General features: G+C 58.1%; 15 protein-coding genes and 1 pseudogene. 12 read left to right on the top strand and 4 right to left on the bottom strand.

The window, feature by feature from the left end:
• Window positions 1-19: 19 nt before the first annotated feature.
• Window positions 20-709: a response regulator gene (locus ISP19_RS02475; protein WP_204679389.1), complete on the bottom strand. Its 690-nt coding sequence runs from the start codon at window positions 707-709 to the stop codon at window positions 20-22.
• A gap of 1 nt (window position 710) precedes the next feature.
• The gene (gene baeS, locus ISP19_RS02470) at window positions 711-2,258 is read right to left on the bottom strand and encodes a sensor histidine kinase efflux regulator BaeS (RefSeq protein WP_204679387.1); all 1,548 of its coding nucleotides are present in this window, start codon (window positions 2,256-2,258) and stop codon (window positions 711-713) included.
• A 435-nt stretch (window positions 2,259-2,693) separates the two neighbouring features.
• Between baeS and ISP19_RS02465 the strand changes: the two genes are divergently transcribed.
• Together ISP19_RS02465 and ISP19_RS02460 are read left to right on the top strand one after the other, a co-directional pair.
• Window positions 2,694-3,092 (top strand): hypothetical protein, encoded by a 399-nt coding sequence (locus ISP19_RS02465; protein WP_204679385.1) that lies wholly within the window; start codon window positions 2,694-2,696, stop codon window positions 3,090-3,092.
• Between the two features lie 56 nt (window positions 3,093-3,148).
• The gene (locus ISP19_RS02460) at window positions 3,149-4,162 is read left to right on the top strand and encodes an AraC family transcriptional regulator (RefSeq protein WP_204679383.1); all 1,014 of its coding nucleotides are present in this window, start codon (window positions 3,149-3,151) and stop codon (window positions 4,160-4,162) included.
• 450 nt (window positions 4,163-4,612) lie between these two features.
• Here the strand turns inward: ISP19_RS02460 and ISP19_RS02455 are convergent, their stop codons facing one another.
• The gene (locus tag ISP19_RS02455) at window positions 4,613-7,078 is read right to left on the bottom strand and encodes a GH92 family glycosyl hydrolase (protein WP_204679381.1); all 2,466 of its coding nucleotides are present in this window, start codon (window positions 7,076-7,078) and stop codon (window positions 4,613-4,615) included.
• A 540-nt stretch (window positions 7,079-7,618) separates the two neighbouring features.
• Here ISP19_RS02455 and ISP19_RS02450 point away from each other — a divergent pair.
• The 5 genes and pseudogenes from ISP19_RS02450 to ISP19_RS02430 all read left to right on the top strand — a co-directional run bounded on the left by ISP19_RS02450 (window position 7,619) and on the right by ISP19_RS02430 (window position 11,878).
• Window positions 7,619-8,440, top strand: coding sequence for a hypothetical protein (locus tag ISP19_RS02450; RefSeq protein ID WP_204679379.1), 822 nt, complete (start codon window positions 7,619-7,621; stop codon window positions 8,438-8,440).
• A gap of 165 nt (window positions 8,441-8,605) precedes the next feature.
• A pseudogene (locus ISP19_RS21585) lies at window positions 8,606-8,898 on the top strand (hypothetical protein); the annotation flags it as partial.
• 30 nt (window positions 8,899-8,928) lie between these two features.
• Complete coding sequence (locus ISP19_RS02440) at window positions 8,929-9,633, top strand: glycosyltransferase (RefSeq protein WP_425489213.1); 705 nt, start codon at window positions 8,929-8,931, stop codon at window positions 9,631-9,633.
• Window positions 9,634-10,032: 399 nt separating this feature from the next.
• Window positions 10,033-11,124, top strand: coding sequence for a sensor histidine kinase (locus ISP19_RS02435; protein ID WP_204679373.1), 1,092 nt, complete (start codon window positions 10,033-10,035; stop codon window positions 11,122-11,124).
• Window positions 11,060-11,878, top strand: coding sequence for a LytR/AlgR family response regulator transcription factor (locus tag ISP19_RS02430; protein ID WP_338082363.1), 819 nt, complete (start codon window positions 11,060-11,062; stop codon window positions 11,876-11,878). Before ISP19_RS02435 ends, ISP19_RS02430 begins: the two co-directional genes overlap by 65 nt.
• Before the next feature lie 47 nt (window positions 11,879-11,925).
• Here the strand turns inward: ISP19_RS02430 and ISP19_RS02425 are convergent, their stop codons facing one another.
• Complete coding sequence (locus ISP19_RS02425) at window positions 11,926-14,199, bottom strand: TonB-dependent receptor (protein WP_204679371.1); 2,274 nt, start codon at window positions 14,197-14,199, stop codon at window positions 11,926-11,928.
• A gap of 537 nt (window positions 14,200-14,736) precedes the next feature.
• On the opposite strand from ISP19_RS02425, the gene ISP19_RS02420 reads away from it, so the two are divergent.
• The 5 genes from ISP19_RS02420 to ISP19_RS02400 all read left to right on the top strand — a co-directional run bounded on the left by ISP19_RS02420 (window position 14,737) and on the right by ISP19_RS02400 (window position 21,228).
• Window positions 14,737-15,090, top strand: coding sequence for a hypothetical protein (locus tag ISP19_RS02420; protein ID WP_204679369.1), 354 nt, complete (start codon window positions 14,737-14,739; stop codon window positions 15,088-15,090).
• Window positions 15,091-15,269: 179 nt separating this feature from the next.
• The gene (locus tag ISP19_RS02415; protein WP_204679367.1) at window positions 15,270-17,051 is read left to right on the top strand and encodes a S53 family peptidase; all 1,782 of its coding nucleotides are present in this window, start codon (window positions 15,270-15,272) and stop codon (window positions 17,049-17,051) included.
• Window positions 17,052-17,517: 466 nt separating this feature from the next.
• Window positions 17,518-19,275, top strand: coding sequence for an aspartyl protease family protein (locus ISP19_RS02410; RefSeq protein ID WP_239556413.1), 1,758 nt, complete (start codon window positions 17,518-17,520; stop codon window positions 19,273-19,275).
• A gap of 108 nt (window positions 19,276-19,383) precedes the next feature.
• Window positions 19,384-19,854, top strand: a complete 471-nt coding sequence (locus ISP19_RS02405; protein ID WP_204679365.1) for a hypothetical protein — start codon at window positions 19,384-19,386, stop codon at window positions 19,852-19,854.
• A gap of 321 nt (window positions 19,855-20,175) precedes the next feature.
• The gene (locus ISP19_RS02400; protein ID WP_204679363.1) at window positions 20,176-21,228 is read left to right on the top strand and encodes an alpha/beta fold hydrolase; all 1,053 of its coding nucleotides are present in this window, start codon (window positions 20,176-20,178) and stop codon (window positions 21,226-21,228) included.
• Window positions 21,229-21,387 lie beyond the last annotated feature (159 nt).

Genomic DNA, 21,387 nt, shown 5'->3' with positions numbered 1-21,387 from the left:
CCTCAGGACAGTGGCACCCTCAGTCGATCTCAAGCTTATAACCAACGCCGTAAATCGAACGGATCGGATCCTGCCCCGGCGCGACCTGCTCCAGCTTGCGGCGCAGGTTCTTGATATGACTATCTACCGTGCGATCGGTGACAACACGATGATCAAGGTAGAGGTTGTCCAGCAAACGGTCGCGCGAGAACACGCGGCCGGGCGCCGCGGCCAGGGTTTTGAGCAGGCGGAATTCGACCGGCGTGAGATCCAGCAGGGCGCCGTGGAACACGGCGCGATGGGTAGCGTCGTCGATGTTCAGGGTGGTGCTGCTGACATCCAACGGTAATCGGGCGCGGCGCAGGATCGCCTTGATGCGGGCCACCACTTCGCGCGGGCTGAACGGCTTGCAGATGTAATCGTCGGCGCCGAGCTCCAGACCGAGCAGGCGATCGATTTCATCCACCCGCGCGGTCAGCATCACAATCGGTACATCGCTGAAGCTGCGCAGCTCGCGACAGATATCCAGGCCATCGCGCCCCGGCAGCATCAGGTCCAGCAGGATCAGGTCGGGCGGTTGTGCTTTCACCGCCGGCACGGCGTCGCGGCCGTCGGCGACCCAATGCCAGCTGTAACCGGACGCTTGCAAGTAATCACCGACCAGCGCGGCGAGCTTGGGTTCGTCTTCCACCACAAGAATGTGCGCAAGGCTGTCGACGGCACCTTCCATCTCAGCTCCCTTCGACAGGGAGACCGATCGTCAGCCACAAGCCGCCCAACGGCGAAGCCTGCGCCGCGATGGAACCGCGATGGGCGTCGACAATGGCGCGGCAGATCGCCAGGCCAAGGCCGGCGCCGCCGCTGGCGCGATTGCGCGAGGCTTCCACGCGATAGAAGCGTTCAAACAGGCGCGGCAGGTTCTTTTCATCGACACCGGGGGTCGAATCCATCAACTCGATCGTCACACTGTCGTCGCCAGGTGTGCATTCGATGCAAAGACGGCCACCGGCGTTGGTGTAGCGCAGGCTGTTTTCGATCAGGTTGGCAAACAGTTGATGCAGGCGGCTCTCGTCAGCGTAAATCATCACCGGTGATGCAGGCAGGCGCAGTTCCAGCGCCAAGTCGGCCTTGCGAAACCGTTCCTGGAAAGCTTCGGCGGTGGCGGCCAGCAGCTTGCCGATATCCAGATCGGTCTTGCGATAAACCATCGCGCCCAGATCAGCCAGCGAAAGCTGGTACAGATCGTCGATCAGCTTGCTCAGCGTGCTCACTTCCGTTTGCAGGGATTTGATGGCTGCCGCGTCGAAACGGCGCACGCCGTCTTCCAGCGCTTCCAGTTCACCACGGATGATTGCCAGCGGTGTGCGTAGTTCATGCGACACATCGGCGACGAATTCACGGCGCATGGATTCATTCCGCTCCAGCACGGTCGCCAGATGATTGAAGTCGCGCGCGAGCTGGCCAAGTTCATCGCGCGATGGGGTGCTGACGCGCGCAGTGTAATCACCCGTTGCCACCGCACGGGTGGCCTTGGCGATGCGATGCACCGGAGTCAGCAAGGTGCGCGCCAGCCAGATCGCGAGCAAGGCGGCCAGCAACAACGCGGCGGCGCCGATCAGCCAGCTCGCGCGATACTGGCCTTCCTGAAAGCGCACGTCGCCCGCCTCGGTGACCGCGCGGAATGGGAGCATCAGCAACCAGCCGACCGTGCGGCCATTGACGTTCAGCGCCACTTTCAGCGTATGCGGCATATGCAGGATGGTGGGATTGCCGAACAGGAATCGCTCCTGCTCATCCAGCAAGGTAAAGCGCATGCCGGTGCCGGTCAGATCGGAGACGGCAAACGGTGACGACGAAGGATGGCCCATGGCCGGCGGCTGGCCAGGATTGCCGAACGGCGGCAGGTCGCCATGCGCGAGCGACGGCGGATGGCCGGAGAGGGGTGGACCGCCCTCGTCGGGTGGCGGCATGCCGAAATCATCACCCGGACCGCGGCCGCCGTGCGGGTGGCCGGTAAACGGCGCGGGACCGCCGATCGAGCGCATGACTTCGAACCAGGCGCGCGGGTTGTCGCGCAGAAACTCCCAGCTGCCGTGCTCACGGTAAGCGGCGGTCAGCGACGTCGCGATGGTTTGCATGCGCCGATCTTCCTGCTGGGAAAGGTAGCCCAGAAAGCCGCGATCGAAGCTCCAGCGCGCGGCGATGCCCATCGCCAGCACGGCAAAAATGGCCACCGCGAACATGGCCAGGAAAAGTTTGGCGGAGAGGCCGGGTCGCATGGATCTGCTGGTCAGTGGGGTGGTAGGGCCTGTTTGCACTATTTGCGTAGCTCGCGTTGTCGTTGAGTGGTCGTCAGGTGGTAGTGCGTGGCGCCGGCTTGGCTGGCTGCCAAGTCAAGCCGCGCGCTGCCGCATGGCGGCCACTCAACGACAACCCGTAAGGGTCGGGTCTGTTTGCCCACCATCCGGCGTCATCGCTCAGTCGTTTACCGACGTACACTCCCTCGCTCTTCCTTGGCTGGCGCGCAAACAGCTCCCGGCGCGAGCCACGCAAATAGTGTAAACAGGCCCTAGGCCGCATTAGCGCCTGTTTTTCCGGCGCGTTTCAAGCGCGAGGCGCCGATTCCACGGAATCTCCAAATTTCCTGCACAGTTGTATTCCAAGGTGGGTCTGTGCGGCACCGCATCCGTCGGTGCTCGACCGGATCAGCGCCCATGGTTTCACGCAAAAGCAAAGCGGCCATCGAGTTTCTCCACTTCCTGGTGGATATCTCCGACCCCGCCACCGGCAGCATCTCGTGCCGCAAGCTCGCCGCCTGGCTCGGCCTCACCGAGCAGGATCTGCACAAGCGCTGGTTGCAACGTGGTGTGAGTCTGGCCTGGCACGCCTTTGCCGACGAATTGCTGGCGGTGCTGGATGCCGCGCAGGCGCAGTGTCATGGCCTGGAACGGGTCATTGACTGGTATTTCAACACACCGATTGAACAGGCTGGCCGGCGCACGGCGGACCAGCTGGTCATTGCGGGAGAAGCACGATGGCTTACGCGACAGCTCGACATCTTCGAGATCTGGATTTCCACGCCGCTCCCCAGCAGCAAACCGTTGTGTCGCTAGCGAAAGCAGCTTCTGACATCACGCTGCCGGAGCGTGCAGGTCACCGCAGGCAGCGGATGTACAAAGATGATGTGCATATCGAATACGCGGCGGCGCTGCTGCAACTGCTGGAACAACAGGGCATCCCGCGCGAGCAGGCGCTGGACGGTACCGGCATCCAGCCGGCGCAGTTCGAAAAACATGCGCGCCTGACCACCCATCAGGACGCCATGTTGCTGACCAACGCGGTACGCCTTACCCGTGATCCCGGTATTGGTTATCACATCGGCCTGCACAGTACGCTGACCTGGCATGGCCCGCTCGGCTACGGCTTGATGAGTTGCGCCACGCTGCGCGAGGCGTTGCAGCTGTGGGTGGAATTCCTCGACCTGCGCACCACCACCTTCACCATGCAGCTTGATGAATGCCATGGTTACGCGGAGCTGCGCATACATGATCTCGCACCGAGGGTGCCGATGCGCATCTGCGCGGTGGATCGCCTGATGACGATGACCACCCGCCTGTGCGAACAACTGACCCAGCAACTGTTGCCGAATATCGAGATCTGGCACAAGGACGGTGAGCCCCTGCACTACGCGCGCTATCGCAAGCGTCTCGTCACGACCCGTTTCGATACCGGCTTATGCCAGATCCGTTTTCCCGTCGCCGACCTGGACCGGCCGCTGGCCAACGCCAATGCGTCCACCTACCGATACATCAAGATGCAATGCGAACACGAACGCGCGCGCCTGCGCCGTTCGGATGATCTGGTGACCCGCATCATGGACGTGCTGCAGCGTCATGAGGGCGACTACCCGGGCATCGAAGCCGCAGCGGACGTCCTGTGCATGTCCAGCCGCACGCTCAAGCGCAAGCTGCAACGGCTTGACCTGAACTTCCGCAGCCTGGTGGACGATGCACGCAAGGAAGCCACGCTGCGTGATGTGCTCAATCCCGTGCTGCGCTTCGACGAAATCGCCGTGCGCATGGGTTACTCCGATCCGGCCAACTTCACCCGGGCATTCCGGCGCTGGACGGGGGAATCGCCGAGTCAGTATCGGGCGCGCCTGCTGTCGTTCGCGGCCGTCTAAAGCCCGTCGCTTGCTGCATGCGCGGCGTCATTTCGGCACTTCGCCGAGGCAAACCTATCGTTGTCGGAACGAACTCATGCTCGCAAGAGCAGGTTTAGCGCGCAAAAAAAGCGAAGCCCCGGCAACCGGGGACAGGTTGCCGGGGCTTCAAGGACCGTTCCCATTGTTCTAGGGAGTAGAGGAAGCGGCCCGAGCTGACATGCTGGGTAATCATGTCAACCATGCATCACCCCACAGCGATGCAAGACTTAGTGCAGGCCGTTTACGATTTGGTTCGGACGTCCGAATGCCCTTGCCGAACGAATGGCCCGAAATAACCAGCAACTGGCCTCGGCTGACAAGTTGGACGTCCAAATGCATCGAGGGGGCGGAAGAAGGCTTTGTGCTCGACATAAGAGGGGGCCCGGACGACCGTGAATCGCACCGGGCCCGCCATGTCACACTCGTTGATTAAGCAGCGTCGATAACAATGGCTTCGCTGGCCGGCGCGCCAAACGAGGGCGGCCGATCGGCAAAGGCAGCTCCGAACTGCATGTTCGGCGTATCCGACATCTGGAATTCCAGCGTGCCGCCGGCAACCAGTTCAGCGTGGCTGATCCAGCTCTTCGTCCACGGCTGGCCGTTCCACGTCACCGACTTGATATACGGACGATTCGGTCCGTTGTTGATCGTGCGGATCACCAGCGTGCGGCCGCCGGCCAGGGCGATTTCCGCCTTGTCCAGCAAGGGGCTGCCGAATACGTAGTTGGTGCTGACCGGATCGACCGCATACAGACCCAGTGCGCTCATGATGTACCACGCACTCATCTGGCCGCAGTCTTCGTTGCCGGCCAGGCCATCCGGTTCCGGCGGATACATGCTGACGGTCAGCATGCGCACGCGTGCCTGCGTCTTGTAGTGCGCGCCGGTGTACGCATACAGATAAGCCATGTGATGGCCGGGCTCATTGCCGTGCGAATACTGGCCGACCATGCCGGCGATATCCGGCGGTGCATCCGCTGGCAGCTTGGGGCTGGTGGTGAACAGCTCATCCAGCTTGCGCTCGAACACATCCGGGCCGCCGAACAGGCCCATATAGGCATACAGGTCGTGCTGGTTGAGGAAGGTGGCTTCCCAGGAATTGGATTCGGTGAAGTCGCGCCATTGCTTGGAATGACCCATGCCGCGCGGATCGAACGGCTCCAGCCATTCGCCATCCACGCCACGCGGGCGCACGAAATTCATCTTGGCATCGAACACGTTGCGATAGTTGCGCGAGCGCTCGCGCAAGGTCTTGGCCAGCTCTTTCTCACCGGCGGCGTCGGCGAGGTGCGCGACCGCCCAATCGTCATAGGCGTATTCCAGCGTCTTGCTGACCGCTTCCCAGTCCTTGTCGCTGGGGATGTAACCGAGCTTGCGGTAGTAGGGCAGGCCGCGATAGTCATCGTCCATCGCGCGCTTGCGATAGATCGGCCAGGCCTTGTCGTAATCGATGCCGGTAAAGCCCTTGGCCTGCGCTTCAGCCAGCAACACCACCGAGTGATAGCCGATCATGCAGCCGGTTTCCACGCCTTGCAGCGGCCATACCGGCGGACCTTGCGGACTTTCCTCGGCCATGCGCACCAGGCAGTTGACCAGGTCCGGCACGCGGTCGGCTTGATACAAGGTCAGCAAGGGATGCTGCGCGCGGTAGATATCCCACAGCGAATACGTGCTGTAGTTGTTCTGCCCCTGCGGCAGCTGATGGATTTGAAGATCCATGCCGCGGTAACGCCCGTCCGCATCGCTGAACAGCGTGGGTGCGAGCATGGTGTGATACAGCGAGGTGTAGAACACGCGCATGTCGCGCTTGGACGCGGTGTCGACCTTGATGCGGCTGAGTTCGCGCTCCCAGGTATCCGTGGCGGTCTGCAGCAATTGCTCGAAATCCCAGCCCGGAATATCCGCCTCGAGATTGCGCAACGCACCGTCGATATCCACCGCCGAGATGCCAACCTTGACCAGCACCGGCTCACCGGCGACATCGTCGATATGCAAGGCCGCCTTCAAATGCGTGCCTTGCAAGGTGGTGGTGCCGTCGGGCGCGGCGGCATCTTCCGAATACAGCGTGGCCTGCGAGAACGGACGCGACACCTTCATCGCGAAATAGATATGGCGCCCGTCGGCCCACTGGTGCACGCGACGCCCACCGACCAGCGTATCGTTGCCGACCACGCGCAACTGCGCATCGGTGACCTTGCACGGCACCTTGTAGTCATCGTGGAAGCCATGCGCCAGATCCACCAGCAGATGTCCGCTGCCCTGGCGATGGAACGTGTAACGATGCAGACCCGCGCGCAGGCCGGCGGTCAATTCCGCACGAATATCGTGATCGGTCAGATGCACCGTGTAGTAACCGGGCCGTGCGTGCTCCGAAGCGCGATCAAACCGCGAACGGTAACCCTTGCCTGGATGCGCCTTGCTGTTCGCCGTCAGCTGCGGTCCCGGACCGGGCGCGCCGTCGAACTGCGAGTGATAGTTCACATCCGGCAAGCCACGCTCGCCCGGCTGCAACAACACCGGACCCTGCGCCGGCATCACCAGCACATCGAGCATATCGGCCGCACCGGTGCCGCTCAGATGCGTATGCGAAAAACCCATGATCGAGCCATCGGCCTGGTGATAACCCGACGACGCATCCCAACCCGCATCATTGGTGTCGGGGCTGAGCTGCACCATGCCGAACGGCATCGATGCACCGGGGTAGGTATGACCATGACCACCGGTGCCGATAAACACATCGACATACTGCGAAAACCCGCCCGCCGCCTTGGCGACTTCATTCGCCAGCGGCTTCTTTGCAGCAACGCCATCGGCCAGCCGTGCCAGCGCAGGCAAAGGGCTACCCAATACCGCAAACGCGCCAATGCCCTGCAGGAACTGTCGACGAGACACCATGCGGACTCTCCCGGAATGATTAAAAGCTGTCGTTAGGTGGAAGCGTCAGCGACAGACTTTCGGGAGAAAACCGGATCCCGATCATGTGCAAAACGCACTCAACCGCCGTGATGCGCAGACCCTGGATCTGCAAATCAGTCACGACGACTGTAAACGAAAAATTTGCCTCGATCCAAATTTTTCTGCGTCAAGCGTAATATATTAATAAATATGGACTTTCTTGATATTTTGCTGCGATGCAAAATTCGCGTGAGACTGACATTTGTCGATGCTGCTCAACCTGTCACGGTGATTACTAAGCTTGTCGCGATCATCCATACCTATTTGCGCTGCGAGAACTATCACGCAGGCGCCTCAAATTTGCGTCCGTTGGCGCTCGTGCTAGTCGCGTGGCGCGAAAGCTAATTTAATCTGGTAAGGCATATGTCAGCGGCAATCCTTGCGGTGCTGAGCTGACCGTCCACTTTGTTATGCATCGCAATTTGCTCAATGTTTTACCTTCAGCTCATGTTGTTACCCGTCCAGGTCCAGGTAAAAACCATGGTTATAACCAAACGCCGACTTATCTTTTTTTTAAACTTGGTGCTTCTTTCGTGCTCGACGCTACTTAGTCGTCCCGCGAGTGGCGGATGTCCTAGCTATGTTGAAGAGTTTCAAAACGAATGGGTGTACGAGGGAACGCTGGGAAATCACTACATACGCATGGCGCTTCAGTACCAGGCAGCATCGGGACTTTTAGTGGGAGAGTATGGCTACAACCATCAGCCCGGCGTATTGCAGGTATCCGGCACTGTTAGCCATGACGGCAACGAAGTGAACCTAGTCGAGACGGATGATCTAGGTAAAGTTACTGGAAAACTTAACCTGAACTTTAACGTGCCGTCCAGGCCATATATCGATCGGAATCATTTACAAGACTACAACTGTCAGTTCTTATCCGGCACGTGGGAAGGCGTAGGGGTAATTACGTCCGAGTCCATAGATTTATCTAGAGATATTTCTCTGCCGCAAACCGATGAAGAGGATAGGAAGGCTAACGAAAAAACAGCTTACGCGGTACAAGCGGCTCTTCTGAGGTCAGATAAGAAAGCTTTCGCAGCGTTGCTTAATTATCCTTTCTTTCATTTTTATTCAGCCCGGCAAGACGAAAAGCATGTCTATAGTAGTCCAGCGGAAGTAGAACGTGACTACAGCCAAATAGCATCTATCCCTTATGTTGAAGTTGTGCGAGCAGTTCCCCACGAACTTGGAATTAATCAGGGGATTAGCAGCTTTATGGGTGGCTACGTATGGATATCGCATGGCAAAGTTATTCAAATATGTGCTGGGGGATGCGGGAATCCGTATATGACGTTTCATTGATGTGGCTTTAAATTTTGGAAGTGCCATTCTTAAAAACAGGAGCGAGTAGAATTTTATGTCCAACTATAATTTGACGATTACCGACTCTCTTTCCGGAAATGCTAGCGGTGTTGCCGGTCAATTAAGTTGGTATGAGCCACAGAGGCTGCAGTTAAACGGGGCCACATGGTTTTGACGGCCTTGTTGCGGCTAAAGAAGGCAGGTTTCTATCCGGACGTGGTCTATGCGCATCCGGGTTGGGGGAAACTTTATTTCTAAAGGACGTATTTCCACGTGCTCGACTCATCCATTTTTGCGAGTTCTACTACCACACGACCGGCCAGAACTTTAACTTCGATCCCGAGTTTCCAAGCAAAGCAGAGGATGTTCTGCGTCTAAGGGTGAGAAATTTTCATCATTTGATGGCGCTGGAGCAGGCCGATATTGGTATCGCGCCGACGCTCTGGCAGAAGACGCGGTTTCCATCGACGTATCAACCTAAGATTGAAGTGATTCATGATGGGGTTGACACAGATGCAGTGGCTCCCGATTCAGAGGCGTTCGTGCAATTTCCTAAAAAGGAATTGCGGCTAACTCGTAAGGATGAGGTTATTACGTATGTGAGTCGTAACCTTGAGCCATATCGCGGCTTTCACATATTCATGCGGGCATTGCCCGAACTTATGAAAGCGCGGCCAAAGGCGCACTTCATTGTCGTAGGCGGAAATGATGTGTCGTACGGCAGTCGGCTCCCGAAGGGCACCTATCGCGAAAAATACTTGGCCGAAATCGAGGGGCGTTATGACCCATCTCGGCTTCATTTTGTTGGAAAGCTTCCTTACTCAACCTTTCTGCGAGTATTGCAAGTATCAACTGCGCATATCTATCTCACTTACCCCTTCGTATTGTCTTGGTCGATGATGGAAGCCATGGCTGCAGGTTGCCTGGTGATTGGTTCCCGAACGCCACCTGTGGAAGAAGTGATTGAGGATGGTAAGAATGGCCTGCTCGTGGATTTCTTTTCGGCAGACCAGCTGATAAATGCGATCAACCGTGTATGCGAGGAACCTGACCGGATGCAAGCGATCCGCGATCAGGCCCGCCGCACAATTACAGAACGCTACGATTTGCGTAAGGTTTGTTTGCCGAGGCAGAAAGAAATTATCGGAAATTCGGGATTGATATCGTTGGCGGGCGAGCGCCTGGCCGTTTGAACGGCGGTTAGCGATATGAATATAAATCGGTTTCGAGCGGTACACGCGACCCGCCACAGCGCATTGGATTACCAATCTGATTCGGCGGTGGGCGTGCGTGCTTTGGTCGCGACAAGCATCCTTTCCCCCGAAGTAGGTGCTATGCGCAGTGGGGACGACCTGGTCGCCGACCTCGCTAGCTGATTGTCCTTGTCGCAGAACGCGGGGAGGCCATATAACCTCGTCACGAGCGAATGGTTAAGAATATCTTTGTCGCAATTTCATCGTTAAATCAATGAGTTGATGGGTGAGGTGGGGTGGGATAACTCCGACACCCTCGTCGAGACAGGACGTTTCGCACTCATGCGAGCACAAGCCAAACCAGTACGATTCGGCCAAGTGACCGCATAGAACCATCGAATGAAGACGCACACCCCAAGGCGTAGCAAACCGCCGCTGTATATGGTCGTTTTGGCGGGATGGTTGCCATGCCTGCTTGCCTGCATCGTCGGCGCGCTCACGGTGATGCTCGACAAGCCCAGTCTGATGTGGTTCGACGCATTGCTATTTGCGTTCTATTCGGTTGCGGCGCTATTTCTTACGCCGCTGCTGCAGGCGATGTGGGCGCGCGGTGCGACCTTGCTGAGCATGACCGGGGCATTGGCGGTTGCGACGTTTGCGTTGGCCCTGGGAGCAACCGCTTTGATGTACAAGGCGGCGCTTTTCACACACGTCGTATCGGGGCAATTTGGCTGGGAAACGGTCGTTCTTCGCTCGCAGACCATCTGGATATTGCTGATTGCCTATTGTGCGATCTACATCTCCGCAGGCTATTACCGGGTCACCATCGAGGAGAGGCATCGCGCGTTGCAAGCCACGGCAGCGGCGAAAGAAGCGACCCTGCTCGCGCTGCGCTATCAATTGCATCCCCATTTCCTCTTCAACACGCTTAACGCGATCTCCTCCCTGATCATGGACGATCGGCCGCAGGACGCGACGCGAACCATTGCCAGGCTTGCCGACTTTTTACGCGCAACGCTTTCCGTTAAAGGCGGGCACGAAGTTTCCGTAGCGGAGGAGCTGTCCCTGGCGGAGTATTACCTTGATATCGAGAAGATGCGTTTAGGCCCGCGCTTGGAGGTGTCGTGCAGCGTGGACGCGGAAGCGATGAGTGCGGCGATACCTTATCTACTGTTGCAGCCTTTGATTGAAAACGCAGTCAGGCATGGTGTGGCAAACCGTCCCGGAAAAGGCCGGATTTCGTTACAGCTTCATGTACAAGGCGATCGCCTGAAGCTGTTCCTTGAAAATGATGGCGCCGTGCAAGATGCGGAGAAAGCGACAGGCGGCGACAGAATGACGGTTGGACTGCGCAATGTCGAAGAGCGTCTTCGCCACCTTTATGGCGAAGATCAGAGCTTGACGCTAAATGTTTCAGGAGACGGGCGTGCGCAAGTCTCCATCGATATGCCGTATCGGCGATTTGAGCATCACGACCATGCGAACGCTTGATCAACCCATGCGCGTGCTGGTGGTTGATGACGAGCCTCTTGCGCGCCGCGGCGTTATTCGGCGGCTTGCCGAACATCCAGACGTCATTGTCGTTGGCGAGGCTGAGGATAGCGAAACGGCCAGGATGCAACTTACGCAGCTGGCGCCGGATTTGGTGTTCATGGATATCGAGATGCCAGGCATAAGCGGGCTGGATGTATTACGCGACGTAGCGCGGGACGATCGGCCGCTTATCGTATTTCTGACCGCGTATGAGCAATTTGCGTTAGGGGCTTTCGAGGTATCCGCACTTGATTACCTATTGAAGCCTGTTGACGATCTTCGCTTTGACGAAGCTCTATCGAGATCGCGCCAAATGCTGGCGCAACGACGACTGGCCAGAAACCTGACGCAAGCCCCGCCGGAAAACAAGGCTCCGTTTCCGGATCGCTTTATGGTCAGGGAAGGTAATCGCTCCGTTTTTGTGAGTGCGGGCGAGATAGAGTGGGTGGAAGCGATGGGTGACTACGCCGGTCTGCACGTCAAGGGCAAGGCCTACTTACTCCGAGAGACCGTGCACAACTTGCTTGAAAAGCTCGATCCAAGTCGCTTTGTAAGAATTCACCGTTCGACGATTGTGCGTGTCGATCTGATCGCCGACATCAAGACATTGACCAACAAGGACTCGTTGCTGCGTCTGCTCGATGGCACACCGTTAAGAGTCAGCCGCTCCTATAGCGAGGCTCTGCGGGATGTCCTGCGCAGTCAACGCTAAATACCTGCGAACGATTGCTTGCAAAAATCGAACGGCTGATCGACGGGTTATGAGTTGCCACCGAATTTCTGGGTCAGCTCAAGGAAGATTTCGCGGCGCGGGCCGTATTGGGGCGCAAACTCGCCGATGCCGGTGCCGCCACGCAGCAGGTAGCTACGGTCGAACAGGTTGATGGCACTAAGGCGCACCGTAAGCGGTTGCAGACCGTTGCGCCACAGCGCGAAGTCCCGGGCGATCGCAGCGTTCCATTGGGTATAACCGGGAATGGTTTGCAGATTGGCAAAACCTTGGTGCAACCCGCTGCCATAGATGCCGTCCACGCTGGCCAGCAGCTTGCCCCAGCGATAGGAGACGCCAGTGGATGCGGTGAGCTTTTGCGCGTCAGAGGCCGGCGTGTAGTGCTCCGCCAAATAAGCCAGCTCGACCGGATCACCAATCAGGTATTGGTTGGAGACAACCTCCTTGGCCATGGTTATTTCGTGCGAAGCGTTGGCGTATACCCGCAGCCCATCGTGCTGATAGTTGATCTTGAACTCCGCGCCGCGGCTGAAACCATGGGCGTAGTTGAACTGGTTCAGCACCACCGCCTGACCGAACTGACCGTCATCGAGCGTATCGGTGGAGCGTTTGTAATAGGCATCAAGGCCGGCGGTGATATCCGACAGCAGCGTTTGATCCACCCCGACATCGAAGTAGGTGGCGCGCTCCGGCTTCACCGGATCATCGAGGGTAATCGTCTGCTCTTGCGTGGTGTTCTGAAAAAGCGCCAGATTGTTCGGTGTCGCCTGTGCCTGCATCGGCGGTGTGAAATAGCGCGACACGCCGGCATGCAAGGTGGTATCCGTCAGCGGCTTGTAGATCAGCGCGATGCGCGGACTGAACTGGTGGGCCGTGACGAATTGCTCCATCTGATCGAAGCGCACACCGGTGTTCAGGGTGATATCCGGGCTCAACGTCCATTCGTCCTGCACATAACCACCTACGTCCCAGCCGCGCTTGGACGTGTAATCATCCAGGTTGATCGGCGTAGGCAGGGGATTGCCCTCGGCGTCCAGTGGCAACACCGTCGACAGGTTATTCACCCGGGTCTGCTCAAGGCTCAGCCCGAAGCCGGCGCGCAGCGTGTGTGCATCGCTGAGGCGATCGGACATATCAAACTGCACGCCATCGACCATGCTCTTGCGCGTAACGGCCGAGGCGACATCGTTGAAGGCCAGATCGTTGTACAGGTCGGGGACGAAGTCGGTGGCGGCGTAGCGGGTGAAGGCCGAGAACTGGGTATTGACGTCTTCGTACTGGGTTTGCAGCGCGACCAGGCCAAAATAAAAGCGATCGGTCTCGTTCTCGTTGATGTTGGCTGAAGACAGAGTGGTCGGGCCATAATCGCCCAGCGGGGTTTGCCCGGTCACGTTCGGAATCTGGAACTCGCCAACCCAGGCGCCGCCCATATAGGTCAGGCGGCTGTTATTCCCGATCAGGGTGGAGCCATAGCCGAAGAATTTTTCCTGGGTCGTGTGATCGTGGATCGGGTTGGTCGTGGGCGTGGCACTTTCCAAACCCTCATCGCTTTGCAGGTAACGGCCGGTTACAAAATACTGCGTGTTGCCGGTGGTGCCGCCGTATTCGACGCTCGGGCTAATGGTGCCCTGACTGCCGCCGTAGAGATCGACCTGACCGCTGTTATCGAAAACGCTCTTGGTGGTCATGTCGACCACGCCTGCCGTGCGCAGGCCATATTGCGCGGGCAGCGCGCCGTCGAGCAGATTCAGATTGCCGATAAAACTGGTTTCCAGCACCGAGCCCAGCGCGGAGACGCCGTCGGGGAGCTGGATGCCGTTGATGCGGTATTGCACGTTCGCGTATTCATTGCGCACGTGAAAATCCGGATTGCTGATCGCCGAGTCATAGGAAACGCCCGGAGCCTGCAGCAGCACTTTATCGATCGGCGTGTTTTGACCTTGCGGCAGCGTAGCAATGGCCTGCTGATCGATCGTGTACTCCGTCGCACCGAATTTCGGCAGGAGAATCTGATCGCGTGCCGTGTCGAACGCCTGGTTCTGCTCTTGTACCGTTAACGCGTTCCCGGTGACCACCACCGGCTGCAGCGCCTGGACGGTGGACGATGCACTCGCGGGTGCGCTATCGCTCGCAGCGGTTGATGGTGACGTAGGTGAAGGCGTCAGCGCAGTTGGCTCGGTGGCATGGGCGGCGAGCAGCATGATCAGACTCAGCCCGACAACACCCCCGGCCGCGCCGTAAGTGGTGCGTATCTGCGAATAAAGCCGTGACCAGCGCAGCTTCCGCACAGACTCCGGCATCATCGGACCGCATGCCTGTTGCTCAATCCCCCGCGTTTTCGGCCCCCGCATCGCACACCCTTTCTCTATTTTGAAGTCACCTGCGCCGCTTCCCTGGGCCGGTATCCAGAAGAGTAAGGATAGTGCGAATCATTCTTATTAACAATCTGTATCGGATCATCTTCCCCGATTCAATGAGTTAAAGCACTCTTAATCCCCCTAAAAGGCACGCCCAAGATGGAGTCCGCTTTCGACCGCGATTCAGCAATGTGCTGCATCGACCGGCTGAAACCGCAACCCAAACGTCACAAAACCGGGTATGCCCTCGATGAGCGAGATGCGCTGGTCAGCGTGTCCAATTCGACGCTTGCAGGTGCGTGATAAGAACGGCAAGATCCATAACTGTTCGACCGTAACGAACGCCCCGTTCACCACCTAGTTTTCGACGCAGGCGCACAAGGGGTTATACGCGACTCTGCATCAGCTGCGAGCGGCGCGACTGTTCAAAGTTTCAAAGCAGGTAACTGGTGTTTTTAAACGGAATTTCTACAAGGGGGGATTATGTTCAAGAAAGTAATCATGCAGGTCGTCGCCATCGTATGCGTCGTAGCCCTGGGTTCGCTCCAGACCGCATTCGCACAAACCACCGGCGCGGTAGGGTCAATCGTTTCGGTCAGCGGAGGATGGAGCGCCGACACCTTTAGCATCACCGTGACCAATGCAGTTGTTAATCCGGCGGGCTGCGCGTATTCGGATGGATACGTCATGAGCATCAGCGACGGAGGCTACAACACTATGTACGCAGCTGTCTTGACCGCCTTCTCCACGGGATCGCAAGTCGTCGTTACCGTCTCGAACACAGTCTGTACAGCGGGTCGTCCGACGATCATCGGCGTCACGGTTTACAACTCATAATTCGGGAACGCGTCGGCGGCAACCAGGGGACCTTCAGCGGGCTATCACGGTCGCGGCATGCGATCGGGAATCGCTCGTTGCCGTGTGTTGCCGCACCGAGGTGCATTTTCGTGCAGCCATCGCCAACCGACGGACACGACCCTAACTGATTACAGCTTTAACCTTCAGGACTTCAGATCATGGTGCTAAAACGCAAATGGACGTCAAAGGCCCGTGTGTTATCCGCGATGCGGAAAACGTGTGCGGGGCTGACAGGCACATTCTTATTGACCTGCTTGCTAATGGCAGCCGCGCCGCTGAAGGCTCAGGACAGCACGAATGCGGCCCCCGATATCACCGTGAAAGCCGCGGACGATTCGCAGAGCGTCCGGTTTGCGCTAACCCTGAAATTGCGGAATCAAGACGAGCTAAGCCGTGAACTGAAGAGCATGTACAACCCGCTAAATCCGAATTACCACCATTTCCTGAGCGCGTCGGATTTCGAATCCAGGTTCGCGCCTTCCACGGATGATTATTCGGCGCTGAAAGCCTTTGCTGCGAAGCATGGCCTGCAGATCACCCGTGAACACGCAGGTCACACCATGCTCAGTGTCTCGGGTAGTGCGGCAGCCGTTCGCGATCTTTTCAAGGCGAACATGGTTTGGCGTCAAACCAAGGAGGGCAAGCAATACCTCGCTGCCGATGCCACTCCTACGGCACCGTCCGATCTTTCCAGCTTGGGCGGCGGCGTTGTGGGTTTGAACCAAACGCCACTCAGGCCGTCTGTGGTGCCCACTCACCATTCTGCCAACAGCAAACCGAGCGCGGGGTCCGGCCCATATGGACTCTACACACCCTCCGATATCAGGACGGCCTATAACCTCAACAGCATCGAGAATGGCGGCGAGCCCGTCGCATTGGTCGAGTTCTCGGGGGCCAATTATTCTGACGCCGCGGTGTATGCCAGCAATTACAATTTGCCCAACCCGACGCTTACGCAAATCGCCGTCGATGGTGGAAACACAGACACGACGAATGCCGTCGAAGTGATGCTCGACATCGAAATGGTGATGGCCATTTCCAGCCCATCGAACATCTACGTTTATACAGCACCCAATTCGTTTGGCGACGGCCTGGACATGCTCCTCCAAATCGCCGAGGACGACCACGTCGGCCAGGTAAGCACGTCGTGGGGCTTATGCGAACAAGAGATCACGCAAGAAGCAGCAAGCGACGAGAACGAGATATTGACGCAGATGGCGGCGGAAGGTATCGCCTTGTTTGCCGCAACCGGAGACTATGGCTACAACGGCTGCGGGGGAATGGCCGAGGGTGTCAGTGATCCTGCATCGCAACCCTATGCAACCGGTGTTGGTGCAACGACATTGACGACGTCGTCGTCGCAAGGCTATTCCGGAGAATCCGTTTGGTACGACGCCGATACGTCGCCGTATCCGTCGGGCAGCGGCGGCGGTATCAGCGAATACTGGCCGATCCCCGACTACCAGGCCGGCGTCAAGGCGGTGTCCAGCCAGTTCTCCAAAACCATGCGCAACGTGCCTGACGTTACCGCGGATGGCGATCCGGACACAGGCTTCTATATCTATTGCAGTCAGTGCACTGCCGATGGCGGTGCTGGCTGGGGTGGCTGGGGTGGCACCAGCGCGGCCGCACCTCAGTGGGCCGCCGTGTGGAGCCTCATCAGCAAAGCGTTATCCCACACCACTGAAGTCCGTGTAGGGTTCGCCAATCCTGCGCTCTATTCCATTGGCGAGAGCAGCTTAGGGTATGCCAATGCCATGCATGACGTGACCACGGGTAATAACGGCTACTACAACGCCGTTACCGGATACGACAATGCGAGCGGCTGGGGTTCCTATAACGGAGCCGGTCTGCTGCAGCAAGTATCGGCGTGGAAGAAGAAACGAGTGTCAATTACCCCTGTGATTCGTTACATCTTGAGTCACGATCAGGCGGGCTGATCGTATATTGATACGTGCTGCGCATTCAGAACGCAGCCGAATTAATTGGAACAAAAAAACGGGTCGGCGCGCTTTTCCTGCAAGCGGAGTAAAGCACCCTGACCCGCTTCACTATTAAAAGTACGTATCGCCATGGAGATGGCATCCCCGTACGGTTGCGAGTTTCAAGTGGCCACCCAACAAACGAGCTATTCGTCCAGGTCATACGTGAAGACTCGTAATATCCGCTTTCAATTGCGGACATCAGGTAAACAGCAACGAGCGGCAAATTTCTCTGGGAGAGAAGGCCAAGGTCGTTGCGCAACTCATGGTCGCAAATACATTTGCCTGTTTTATCTCCTTCCAGCTTGCAGCATTGCCCAATAGGATTAAGGGAAGAGGGGTAGTGCTGAAATGGTTTACGGGAAATGTCGGTGCTCAACGGACAGGCCTCCATCTGGCGGCCATGGCACACGGGGAAATGGTGATGAGGATGTTGCGTTTCTGCTGTCTTTGCGTAGGCGTCTTGCTTGCAAGCCAGGCTCAGGCAGGGGTTTGCCAATTGAAGGACTACGGCACGTTGCCGGTGGAAATGGTTGGCGGGCGAGCCACGACCATGGTGAAGATCAATGGGAACAATACGCGGTTCATGCTCGACACCGGGGCTTTCTTCAACGTTATGCCGAGCGCTGACGCGTCGTCGTTAGGACTCAAGCTACGAGCTGCGCCAGACTGGTTTCGCATTACGGGTGTTGGCGGTACCGCGGAGGCGCATTTCACGCGGGTCAAAGAATTCGGCATCCTCGATACGACACTCAACAACATCGATTTCATTGTCGGCGGTACCGACATGGGCTATGGATTGATCGGCGCCAACCTGCTCGATGTCGCCGATCTGGAAATCGATCTTGCGCATGGCAAATTAACGCTGTTCGACACAGACCAGTGCAAGAAAGCGCCGCTGGCGTATTGGTCCAAGGATGGCTACAACATGGCTGAAATCGAGCCGTCCGATAACCGGATCGACAAACGGACGTTTCTCAGCGTGACGATAAACGGCAAGAAGGTGCGGGCGATGCTCGATACGGGGGCGGCCGCCACCGTGCTGAGCCGCAGCGCCGCCGAGCGAATCGGCATCGACCTTGATGCGCCAGACGTCAAGAAAGGCAACAGCACCTTCGGCGTTGGCAGCAAGAGAGACAAGACATGGACCGTAAACATTGATTCGTTTTCGGTTGGCACGGAAACCATCCAGCACAGCCAGATGCAGGTCATCGACGGAAAATTTGGCGACGGTGAAACCGATATGCTGCTGGGCGCGGATTTTATCCTCGCCCATCGCATGTTCATCGCCAACAGTCGGGAGAAAATTTATTTCACCTACAACGGCGGTCGCGTGTTTGCCTTCGCCACAGCGCCAAGCGACGGCGACAAATCCGGTGTAGGTGCCGCCGCAGGCGAAACGCCCAAGACGGCGGGCGATTACGCGCTGCGCGGCGAAGCAGACTTGTCTCGCGGTGAGCCGGACGCTGCGGTAGCCGATCTGAACGAAGCGATTCGCATGGCGCCCGATCAAGCCGCTTACTATCTTGCGCGTGCAAGGGCATTAGGGGCGGACAAACAGCCCGATGCGGCGCTCACCGATCTGGACAAGTCGTTGAGCCTGGATCCCAAGAATGTCGATGCGTTGCTGCTGCGCGCCGAACTTCGTCTCTGGCACAAGGATCGTACCGGCGCGGCAGCAGACGTGACGGTGGCAGTCGCCCTGGCACCTGCGGGATCAACGCAGGCGCGCTCGATTGCCGCTCTCTACATCCAACTCGACCAACCCGCTGCCGCGCTACCCTTGCTCGATGATTGGATTCGCCTGCATAACAATGACGCCATGCTCGGCAACGCACTCAACGAGCGCTGCTGGGCGCGTGGCCTGAGCAACCAGATGCTCGACGATGCCCTGCACGATTGCCGCAAGGCGATCAAGCGCGATGGCGACAACCCTGCCTACCTCGACAGTCTCGGCCTGGTGCAGTTGCGGTTGGGGCATTATCCCGAATCGATCAAGGCTTACGAGCAGGCCGTCGCTGGACACCCGCGTTCCGCGTGGTCGCGCTATGGCCTCGGCCTGGCGAAAATCCGCAGTGGCCAGACGGATGCGGGTAATGCCGATCTGGCCGCCGCGCGTGCGCTTGATCCGCAAATCGAGGCACGCGCCACCGGATATGGTTTGACAGCGGCGGGGCCATAGCAACCAAAATGGGTTCAGGTTCGCTTGGCAGGGACTTCGCATGAGCCAAGTGAACCTGGCCCGATTCTGACCACACGGGATCGCACAAACAGTAGGAGTTATGGAGCCATGAATGAATGGCAGACCGCCTACGCAACGATTGCCGAAGTCGCGGCCACCTTGAGTGGTCTGCTGTTTGTCTCGCTTTCCTTGAAGTTGAATACTGCATCGAGCGAAGAACGGCGCTGGATACTGCTGGTCGCCAAGCGCAGTTTTTTCGACTTCCTGGCGGTGCTGCTGATTGGATTGTGTTTCCTGGTTCCAGGCATTTCGCGTTATGTGATTGGATGGGGTCTGTTGTGGCTGAGCCTCGCGCGCATCATTTGGCATGTGAGCCATTGGCGGTGGTATCGCAGTTCGGAACTGTCAAATACGCGACTCGTGGAATACGTCGCGCCGATGGTCTTGACCTTGATACTGGTGATGGCCGGCGTGAGCGTGCTTGAGGCGTGTGCGTTTGCGTCGAGGTTGATATACGTTGCGGTGGTCGCGCTGCTGATTGGGGCGTGCCAAAACGCGTGGCGTTTGCTTGTTCGGTGATTGCACCACCAGCAAACGTAATCTGCTTATGCGGTAACCCCACGTTTTTCGAGCCATCATCCCCGCGTAAGCGGGGATCCATGTTGCTTTGAATCCCCTCGGTGCGGCCAAACACTGCCCCACCTTCAACGTCGGAGGGACAATTGAAGACAGCCATCGCATTGCCAAGTCAGCCGAGGCTATCGGCTTCCTGAGTTTTGTATCCCACTGTATCCAGCCGACGCTCTGTTACATGACCTTGCAATTCCGCCATGTCTCAACACAGAGGCGACACACCGGCATGGTCTTCTACGCCCACATCAACTTGCGGGGAAAGGCGTCATGTCGGACCAGATCGATCAGAAGCGTAGAACCTTGCTTGGCGCGTCGGCTTTGGGCCTCGCGCTCGGCTCCATTGGGCTCAGTTCTCTCGCCCAGGCCCAGACGAGCAAGTCGGCACCCGCCGCCGGCAAGCGCATCGCAAGCGGTGGCCATACCTCCTTCAGGTCCATCAAGCATGTAACGGCCGGCGTGCTCGACGTGGCCTATGCCGAGGATGGTCCGGCCAATGGCAAGCCAGTGCTGCTGCTGCATGGCTGGCCTTACGACATCTACAGTTTCGTCGACGTCGCGCCCATCCTCGCAGCCGCCGGCTATCGCGTGATCATTCCCTATCTGCGCGGCTACGGCGGCACGAGTTTCCTTTCAGCCGACACCAAGCGCAACGGCCAGCAGGCGGCAATTGCCGTGGACGCCATCGCGTTGCTGGATGCGCTGAAGATCGATCAAGCCATCGTCGCCGGCTTCGATTGGGGAGCGCGTACCGCCGATATCATGGCCGCGCTATGGCCGCAGCGGTGCAAGGCGCTGGTTTCGGTAAGCGGTTATCTGATCGGCAGCCAGGAACTCAATCGCGCGCCATTGCCGCCGAAGGCCGAGCTGCAGTGGTGGTATCAGTATTACTTCGCCACCGAGCGCGGCGAAGCGGGCTACGCGAAGTACACCCACGACTTCGCGCGTCTGATCTGGGAACTCGCCTCGCCGCAGTGGGGCTTCGACGACGCCACCTTCGCGCGCTCCGCCGCAGCCCTGGACAACCCCGATCAGGTTGCCGTGGCTATCCACAATTACCGTTGGCGCCTGGGTCTTGCCGAAGGCGAAGCACAGTATGACGCGCTGGAAAAGAAGCTCGCTACGTTACCGAACATCAACGTGCCCGCCATCACGCTGGAAGGTGATGCCAATGGCGCGCCACATCCCGACCCGAGCGCTTACGCCAAGAAGTTCACCGGCAAGTACGAACATCGCCCCGTCACCGGCGGTATCGGCCACAACCTGCCGCAGGAGGCGCCACGGGATTTCGCCAAGGCAGTGATCGACGTCGACCGCTTTTGAGCGTGGCAACAACTTATCAAGTTTCAGAATCGACCCGCATCGGATTCTTGCAGTGCCACCTTCGTTCGATCGGCGCGCTGACAGAAGTTCAGTGCCGGGGCAATAAAAAACCCGCGAGGGGACCCGCGGGTTTTGGTTCATCCATCTTTACGTTGCTTC

The sequence above is a fragment of the Dyella flava genome (assembly GCF_016904955.1).
GTDB classification, from domain to species: Bacteria; Pseudomonadota; Gammaproteobacteria; order Xanthomonadales; family Rhodanobacteraceae; genus Dyella_B; species Dyella_B flava.
This window is presented reverse-complemented; position numbering and strand designations above follow the sequence as displayed.